We start from the raw sequence: 8,314 nt of genomic DNA, 5'->3' as shown, positions 1-8,314 counted from the left end.
TCTCCCATGCTGAGCGGCACCGGGACCTGGTGCGGGCGACGTCGGCCTATGAGGAGGCGAGCGCTCCGGCGGTGCTGCGGTCGCTGGTGGAGATCCGGGTTGATGAGGCTGGCGGCGTCCCCGGCGAGCATCACCCGGCCCGCGCCGAGCCTCGGCCGGCCGGGGGACAGCGGCAGATGGTGGGCGCGCAGGTCGCGGGCGGGCAGGTGGGGCAGCAGTTCGGCGAGCCGTCCGTGGAGCACCTCGCGGCCGGGCAGCCCGGTGGCGCGCAGCCGGGGCAGGAGCATCCCGAAGCCCACGTTCGCGGTGCCGTCGCCGATCGGGAACGACCACGCGTACGCGGGCCATCCCTCCTTCTGCATGGCGATGAGCTGCACGTCGTCCTCGCCGGGCACGTCGGCGTAGCCGCGGACGGCGATCGCGACGTGCTTGTCCGGAGTTGCGGCGACGCCGATGAGGCGCCGTACGGCCGAGTTGGCCCCGTCGGCGGCGACGACGGCACGGGCGGCGATGACCCCGTCGAGGACGACGTGGCCGTCCTCCGCGGCCAGCGCGCGAACGCGGTGGCGGCGTACGTCGACGCCGAGGGCCCGTGCGGCGTCGACGAGGCGTGCGTCGAAGACCATGCGGGGGACGACGTGGTTGGGCCGGGCGACCGTGGCGGAGACCCGCGCGCCACCGGGGGAGACCACCGTCAGCCGCCGCGTCGGCCGGTAGTCGGCTATCAGGTCGGGGATCCCGAGCAGGGCCAGCTCGTCGCGACAGTGGGCGGCGATGCCGTCGCCGCAGGCCTTGTCGCGGGGGAAGTCCGCCTTGTCGAGCAGCAGCACCCGCGCCTCCGGCCTGAGCCGTTTGGCGCGGAGGGCGGCCGCGCTCCCGGCCGGGCCGCCGCCGACCACCACCAGATCCCACATGTCGTCCACCTTGGACAGCCTGCCACTCCGCGCGCGGGCGAAACCGCTCCGCCGCGTCAGCGCGCGGTGCGGAGGGCGTCGCGTGCGTCCATGAGCGCGAAGCCGAGCAGGTTGAGGCCCTGCCAGGTGGCGGCGGGCCCGCCATGACGATCAGGCACGCGCCCCGCGGGCGCGGTTCGCGGCCAGTCGGAAGCGCCGGAGTCGCGGGTCCGGTTCGCGGTCAGGCGGGAGCGCCGAAGTCCTTGGCGTGGTCGGTGGCCCACTGGCGGAACGGGGTCGCCGGTGCCCCGGTCACCTCCTCCACGGTGGAGGTGACCGGCTCGGTCGCCGTCACCATCTGGGCGTGCGCGCCGAGGACGCCTTCCGCCAGCGCGGCCGGCCACCCCTGGGCGATCATCTCCTGGAGCGCCGACTCCGGTGCGAGCTCCTCCCACCGCACCGGGCGGCCGAGCGCCTCGCCGATCGCGTGCACCTGCTCGACCTGGGTCAGCGTCTCGGGGCCCGTCAGCACGTATCTGGCTCCGCCGTGCCCCTCGCCGGTGAGAGCGCTCACCCCCACGGCCGCGATGTCCCGCTCGTGGATCAGCGGCCTGGAGGCCGCTCCGTGGGCCCAGCGGACGACGCCCGTGTCGCGGATCTGCGACGCCCACATCAGGGTGTTGGTCGCGAACCCCCCGGGACGCAGGAACGTCCACTCCGGTCCTGACCGCTCGATCAGGCGCTCAAGGAGTGCGTGCGACCCGAGGATGGTCTCCGGCCCCGCGTCGCCGGACGCGCCGTTCGAAGAAAGGTAGACGATGCGCCCGGCGTGTCCGACGCGCTTGGCGATCGCCTCGATGGTCACGGGCGCGGCGTGGTCGGCCGAAAGGGTGGGCCAGACCAGGAACACCGACGCGACCCCCTCCAGCGCGGCATCCAGGGTGGTGGGATCGGCCAGGTCGCCGCCCGCCACCTCCGCGCCTTCCGGCACGACGGCCGAGGCGGGGCTCCGGGTCAGCACACGCACCCCGGCGCCCCTCTCCAGCAACTGGGCTACAACGTGCCGGCCCACATTGCCGGTGCCCCCGGTAACCAGGATCATCAAAATGCCTCTCTCGTCGTCGGCCACGCGCGATGTCCCGCTCAGCATGTGCCCTCAACGTTGGTTGAGGTCAAGCGCGACGGCGACGGCGACCTCGACACCGCGGACGCCTGGACGGCCGGCGTCGTCTAAGAACGCGGTCACGTCAGGGGCGTCGAAGGTAGCGTGGGGCACGTCGAGATCTTCGGTCGGACGGTGAACGTAGGAACTCCCATCCTGGAAGGCCTCGACCCCCGCCCGCGACCGCCGCGCACACCCCGGCTCCACCCTCAACTGCGGAGAGCCGCTTCCCTGCCCCACTTCAGGAGCCGACGATGGATAACGAGATTCAGCTGATCAGTGACGGCGATGGACTGGCGGTCATCGGGAATCCGACCGAAGTCGAACGCTGACCGTCAGCCTCGTGGACTCTCCGGTTGGACTGCGGGCCTCACCTACACCCTCGAATGGCGATGAGCCCGTTTGCCGATCGTCGGCGCAGTGGCGGCACATGTTGATATGAATCCAAAGGAGATTCGGCTTTCATGGTTCGACGTAGAACGTGGTTGTGGACCGGATCGATCCTGGGGGTGATCGGCTCACTTGGCGCCGTGACTCTCGTCGCGTCATCTACCGCCGAGACAAATGAGCGAGAAGCACCTGCCTTAGAGGTAGGTGGACGGCTCCCCGGCCACGACCCAAAGATCATTCATGCGGTCGAAGGCCTCTTTGCCGGAGACAGTGGACGTTATGCCGCGACGGAGGAGCTGATATATCGTTGTATGACCGGCAAAGGGCTTCCTTACGTCAAGCGCAAGGGCCCAGACCGGGACGCTAACCCCACGCTGGTAGCCGATACATACGGCACTCCTCTGAGCGAGGCTCGTAGTACTGGATATCGTTCCAAGGAGCACCTTCAGACTTCCGAAGACGGTGACTCGTCCGGACTCGGCCAACTCTCCGAAAAAGACAAGCAGAGGTGGGGGGATGCCTTCTTCGGACGCGATGACGCTCCAGTGGTGAGCGTCACTCTGCCGCAGGGGGGAACCACCGAGACTTCGAGCGACGGGTGTCTGTCAGAGGCGCGTTCGAGGCTGTTCGGATCGCTGGAGGATTGGTTGAAGTGGGGTACCTTCGCGGGCTCGTTCGCGATGGAAGTACAACAGCAGGTGAAATCCGACAGCCGAATCACCGATTTGAACAGGCGGTGGTCGGACTGCATGGCTGAAGCTGGTCACATGGGTCTCAAAGATCCGGAAGCCGCCCGAGAGGTGGCCGCGAGCGGGCATGCGCTCCAAAGGGTCGACTCCGAGGAGGCGCAGAACAGGGAAGTGGAGCTTGCTACAGCCGATGCCAAGTGTGATTCGGCGATCAGCTATTCGGAGAATCGTCGCAAGATCGAAGATCAATTCTATGCGACCGGGTTGGCCAAGCATGAGTCGGACATCGCCGGTCTTCGTAAAATGAACGACCGGGCTTCGGCTGAAGCTCGGAAGATCCAGGAAACCCCTTATTGATGTCCCGGCGCCGTTCTCTCGAATCAGGATCAGCACTGGGGCGCTGATGTTGCGGCGATGAATTCGCTCTCGTCCGCCGCGACCGCCCCAACGCTGACCAGTACACCGCCCGGCGGCGACGTCGAGACGGACGAGGACCTTCTCGCACCCGTGGCCGGGAACCCGTCGTGCCGAGCCGCGCCGGGGGTGGTCAGGGGCGTAGTGCTGCGAGGTGCTGCTCGAACGGGACGACGGTGTCGGCGTCCGCCCGCTCCGGGGTGGCCGGTCGGCGTAGGACGAGGTCGGCCAGCTCATCCGCCGCGCGGCCGATCCGGCCGGCGAGGTCGTCGCCGGCGCCCGCGCTCCCGGCCGTCCCCCAGTCCTCGGAGGCGGCGTACACAGCGGTGGGCACGACGATCGCGCGCAGGTAGGCGAACAGGGGACGCAGCGCGTGTTCGAGCGCGAGCGAGTGCCGGGCCGTGCCACCGGACGCCGCGATGAGCACGGGTTTTCCGGTGAGCGCGGCGTTGTCGATCACGTCGAAGAACGACTTGAACAGCCCGCTGTAGGAGGCGGTGAAGATCGGGGTGACGGCGATGAGGCCGTCGGCCTCCGCGACCGCGTCCAGCGCCTCACGCAGGCGGGCGCCGGGGAACCCCGTCACCAGGTTGTTGGCGATGTCGGTCGCCAGGTCGCGCAGCTCGACCACGCGGACCTCGACCGTACGCTCCTCGGCCAGGCGCCGCCTGGCCGCCTCCAGCAGCCGGTCGGCCAGCAGGCGTGTCGACGAGGGCCGGCTGAGTCCCGCCGACACGGCTACGAGCTTCAGGGGCTTCATCTGCTCCTCCATGGGGTGCGGGGGTCGGTCAGGAGGGGGAGCCGGCGGTGACCGCGCGCTCCTCGTCCGCCTCGGCGTCGCGGCGGGCGACGAGGGCTTCGTGGGTGGGGCCGTCCGGCACCTGGGCCGGCCTGCCGGAGGCGAACTCCCTGCGCAGCACGGGCACGACCTCCTCGCCGAGGATGTCGAGCTGCTCCAGCACGGTCTTCAGCGGCAGGCCCGCGTGGTCCATCAGGAACAGCTGCCGCTGGTAGTCGCCGAAGGACTCCCTGAAGGTCAGCGTCTTGTCGATGACCTCCTGAGGGCTTCCCACCGTGAGCGGCGTCTGGTCGGTGAACTCCTCCAGCGAGGGGCCGTGGCCGTACACGGGCGCGTTGTCGAAGTACGGGCGGAACTCGCGCACGGCGTCCTGGGAGTTCTTGCGCATGAACACCTGGCCGCCGAGCCCCACGTAGGCCTGCTCGGGCGTGCCGTGGCCGTAGTGGGCGAACCGCTCCCTGTACAGCCGGATCAGGCGGATGAAGTGCTCCTTGGGCCAGAAGATGTTGTTGGCGAAGAACCCGTCACCGTAGTACGCCGCCTGCTCGGCGATCTCGGGGCTGCGGATCGACCCGTGCCACACGAACGGAGCGACCCCGTCGAGCGGCCGGGGGGTTGAGGTGAAGCCCTGCAGGGGCGTGCGGAAGTTTCCCTGCCAGTCCACGACGTCCTCGCGCCACAGCCGGTGCAGCAGCGCGTAGTTCTCGACGGCCAGCGGGATGCCCTGGCGGATGTCCTGGCCGAACCACGGGTACACCGGCCCGGTGTTGCCCCGTCCGAGCATCAGGTCGACGCGCCCGCCGGCCAGATGCTGGAGCATCGCGAAGTCCTCGGCGATCTTCACCGGGTCGTTGGTGGTGATGAGGGTCGTGGCCGTGGAGAGGATGATCCGCTCGGTCCGCGCGGCGATGTAGCCGAGCATGGTCGTGGGCGAGGACGGCACGAACGGCGGGTTGTGGTGCTCGCCGGTCGCGAAGACGTCGAGGCCGACCTCTTCGGCCTTCAGCGCGATGGCGACCATCGACGTGATCCGCTCGTGCTCACTCGGTGTCCTGCCCGTGGTGGGATCCGTGGTGACGTCGCCTACGGTGAAGATCCCGAACTGCATCGCGCTCATCCGTCCCTCATGTCGTTGAAGTTTCAACCGTCCTCAGCGTAGCGGCGGGGCGACTTATTCCGGTCAGGACGGCCTGACGGGCCGTACGGCGGGGATCATCGGGGGGAGCGGGCGGGGGCCGGGCTCATTCGTCCTCTCCGATGTCCTCGTTCCATAGGGCCGGGTTGGCGGCGATGAAGGCGGTCATCAGGTCGGAGCACTCCTCGGAGTCCAGGACGAGCACGTTCACGCCGTTGGCGGCGAGCCACTCGTGCTGGCCCGTGAAGGTACGGCTCTCGCCGACGACGAGCCCGGTGATGCCGAACTGGCGGATCAGGCCGCTGCAGTACCAGCAGGGCGACAGCGTCGTCACCATGGTGGTTCCCCGGTAGGTCCGCTGGCGGCCCGCGTCGCGGAAGGCGGCCGTCTCGCCGTGCACCGACGGGTCGCCGTCCTGGACGCGGCGGTTGCGGCCCCGGCCGAGCAATCGGCCGTCCGCCGCGAACAGCGCGGCGCCGATCGGGATGCCGCCCTCGGCGTACCCCAACCTGGCCTCCTCCAGCGCTACCCGAAGCATGGCGGCCGGACTGACAACGTTGCTGGTCATGAGCCAACTATCGCCCATCCCGCATGCCCTCGCGCGGGGCCCGGGCGCGCGTGCCGGCGTGCCCGGGCCCCGCGTGCCCGTCAGGTGCGGGTCCACTTCTGGTTGGCGCCTCCGGTGCAGGTCCACAGCTCCACCAGCGTGCCGTTGGCGGTCGCCTCGCCGGTGACGTCCAGGCACAGGCCCGACTGCACGCCGGTGACCGTGCCGTCGGTGTTGAGGTTCCACTGCTGGTTCGCGCCGGTGTTGCAGTCCCAGATGATCACCTTGGTGCCGGGCGCGGTGCCGCCCGCCTCGGCGTCCAGGCACTTGCTTCCGTACACCTGGAACTGCTTGCCGGAGGTGAGGTTCCACTGCTGGTTCGCGCCGCCGTTGCAGTCCCAGATCGCCACCTGAGTGCCGTTCGCCTGGGACTGGGCGGGGACGTCGAGACAGCGGCTCGACGCGGCGCCGCGAAGTACGCCGGACGAGCCGTTGCCCGGTCCGGGCGTGATCGACAGGTTGTCGAACTGCGCCGTCTCGGTCGCGCCCGTGCCGATGCCGACCTGGCCGGCACCCCAGGTCGCGTCGGTGACCGTGCCCACCGTCGTACCGTCGATCTTGGCGGTGATCGTCGAGCCCGAGAAGCCGAGGGAGAGGGTGTGCCACCGGTTGGTGCCGAGGGCGGCCACGGTGCCGCCGCGCAGCGTCGTGACGGCGTTGGCGGTGGTGTTGCGCTGGATCGACCAGGCGCCGGAGTCGCTGACCTGCAGGTAGTACGCGTTCTGCCCGGCCGGGTCGTAGCGCTGCGTGCCCCCGCGGCCGATGAGCTTGACGTAGCCCGCCTGCTCCAGCAGGACGTCGGAGGTCACGGTGTAGTTGCTCCAGTTCACGTCGCCGAGCAGCGCGTACGGGTCGTAGTCCCCGTCCCACGTGATCGGCATGCGCGGGGCCATCTGCCGTACGCACCGGCCCGGGCGGCCCGCGCCGCAGGCGGTCACCTCGAAGGCCCCCTGCTGGTCCATCAGGTACTTGGCCTCCTTGCCCACCGCGTAGCCGTCGTAGGTGTCGGAGTACGGCAGCGCCATCGACCCGGACGCGGGGCTCGTGGCGGTGCCCTTGCCCTGGCCCGTGGTCGTCGTGATGGTGTACACGCGGCCGGGCTGGACGGTCAGCGAGTAGGCGCCGCCCGAGGGAGTGATGTCGGCGCCGCGCACCAGGTGGTCGGCGGGGTTGGTGGAGTTGAGGTCGGTCGACCAGACGTGAACGGTGCCGGTGGACAGGCCCCCGGTGACGGTGAGGTTCAGCGTCTGGGCCGCGGTCGCGTCCACGGTCTCGATGATCGTGCTGTAGCCGGAGTTGTCGGGCGACTTCAGCGAGACGTAGCTGCCGTTGGTGCGGACCCCGCCGATGTAGCCGCTGGAGGAGTCCAGATAGCGCCAGCCAGGCGCGGTGAACTGGGTGGTCTGCGCCATCGTCCAGGCGTTCCTGCCGACCGCGTAGTAGCCCGACCACGGCTGGGGCGCGATGGCGACGCCCATCGTGGGCCACGGGATGTTCGGGGTGATGGCGGCGACGATCGGCCAGTTGAGATAGGCGGTCATCTTGCCGTCGATGTAGTCGCGGTTGATGCCACGCGCGAGGGCCTTGGCTCCGTCGTTGTAGTCGTCGGAGCCGTTCTCGCTGGCCCACAGCGCCTTGCCGGAGTTGACGGCGTTCGTGGAGCTGGGGCAGTTGGTCTGGGCGCTCCGGTAGCCGCACACGTAGTGCGATCCGAAGATGTCCACGGCGTTGCGGAAGGCCGTGTTGTTCACCGCGTCGTCGGCCGCGCCCCAGCTGGTGTCGTCGGCCACGATCTTGACGTTGCCGAAGCCGTTGGCGTCCAGGGCGGCGTTCAGGTTGATGTACCAATTGAGGTCACGGCCCCGCTCGTTCCAGCCGCCCAGGTAGTCGATGGTCAGCCCGTGGCCGTTCTTGGCGCACTTCAGCCAGTCGACCAGGTAGTTCACCATGTCCTGCGACCAGAAGGCGCGGTTGCCGATCCATCCCGGGGCGCCCCAGGACAGGCCCGCCAGCTTGATGTTCGGGTTGCGCGCCTTGGCCTGCTCCATCAGCCACCACTCGTACCCCCGGTCGCAGTCGAGGTCCGCGGCGGTGTGCCTGTGGCTAGGCTCGGCGCCGCTGGTCGAGTTGCCGGCCTTGGGAGTCGACGAGCTGGAGAAGGTTGACCTCGTTCGTCGGGGTCGGCCGCGTGTTGCCTGGCTGCATGGCCGCGATCCAGTCCGTGG

7 protein-coding genes are annotated in these 8,314 nt (G+C 69.4%); 1 reads left to right on the top strand and 6 read right to left on the bottom strand.

The window, feature by feature from the left end:
* Together AB0B89_RS33005 and AB0B89_RS33000 are read right to left on the bottom strand one after the other, a co-directional pair.
* Positions 1-914: FAD-dependent monooxygenase (locus AB0B89_RS33005; protein WP_358560609.1), on the bottom strand; the 914-nt coding region annotated here is incomplete at its 3' end.
* 220 nt (positions 915-1,134) lie between these two features.
* Entirely contained in the window at positions 1,135-1,995 is an 861-nt protein-coding gene (locus tag AB0B89_RS33000) for an NmrA family NAD(P)-binding protein (RefSeq protein WP_358560605.1), read from the bottom strand.
* A 524-nt stretch (positions 1,996-2,519) separates the two neighbouring features.
* Between AB0B89_RS33000 and AB0B89_RS32995 the strand changes: the two genes are divergently transcribed.
* Positions 2,520-3,491, top strand: a complete 972-nt coding sequence (locus AB0B89_RS32995) for a hypothetical protein (RefSeq protein WP_358560604.1) — start codon at positions 2,520-2,522, stop codon at positions 3,489-3,491.
* A 190-nt stretch (positions 3,492-3,681) separates the two neighbouring features.
* Here AB0B89_RS32995 and AB0B89_RS32990 read toward each other — a convergent pair whose 3' ends face one another.
* The 4 genes from AB0B89_RS32990 to AB0B89_RS32975 all read right to left on the bottom strand — a co-directional run.
* Positions 3,682-4,308, bottom strand: coding sequence for an FMN reductase (locus AB0B89_RS32990; protein ID WP_358560602.1), 627 nt, complete (start codon positions 4,306-4,308; stop codon positions 3,682-3,684).
* A 28-nt stretch (positions 4,309-4,336) separates the two neighbouring features.
* Positions 4,337-5,455, bottom strand: a complete 1,119-nt coding sequence (locus tag AB0B89_RS32985) for an LLM class flavin-dependent oxidoreductase (RefSeq protein WP_358560607.1) — start codon at positions 5,453-5,455, stop codon at positions 4,337-4,339.
* 133 nt (positions 5,456-5,588) lie between these two features.
* A complete protein-coding gene (locus AB0B89_RS32980) occupies positions 5,589-6,050 on the bottom strand; it encodes a nucleoside deaminase (protein ID WP_358560600.1) in 462 nt (153 codons plus the stop codon).
* An 80-nt stretch (positions 6,051-6,130) separates the two neighbouring features.
* The coding region (locus AB0B89_RS32975; RefSeq protein ID WP_358560598.1) for a ricin-type beta-trefoil lectin domain protein at positions 6,131-8,314 on the bottom strand (2,184 nt) is incomplete at its 5' end.

The organism is Sphaerisporangium sp. NPDC049002 (assembly GCF_040649355.1).
Taxonomy (GTDB): Bacteria; Actinomycetota; Actinomycetes; order Streptosporangiales; family Streptosporangiaceae; genus Sphaerisporangium.
The sequence above is the reverse complement of the archived record's forward strand: the minus strand, read 5'-3'. Positions and strand labels throughout refer to the sequence as shown.

Coding starts and splice junctions, on each gene's coding strand:
- AB0B89_RS33000 (WP_358560605.1), bottom strand. CDS start 1,995: ATGATCCTGGTTACCGGGGGCACCGGCAATGTGGGCCGGCACGTTGTA.
- AB0B89_RS32995 (WP_358560604.1), top strand. CDS start 2,520: ATGGTTCGACGTAGAACGTGGTTGTGGACCGGATCGATCCTGGGGGTG.
- AB0B89_RS32990 (WP_358560602.1), bottom strand. CDS start 4,308: ATGAAGCCCCTGAAGCTCGTAGCCGTGTCGGCGGGACTCAGCCGGCCC.
- AB0B89_RS32985 (WP_358560607.1), bottom strand. CDS start 5,455: ATGCAGTTCGGGATCTTCACCGTAGGCGACGTCACCACGGATCCCACC.
- AB0B89_RS32980 (WP_358560600.1), bottom strand. CDS start 6,050: ATGACCAGCAACGTTGTCAGTCCGGCCGCCATGCTTCGGGTAGCGCTG.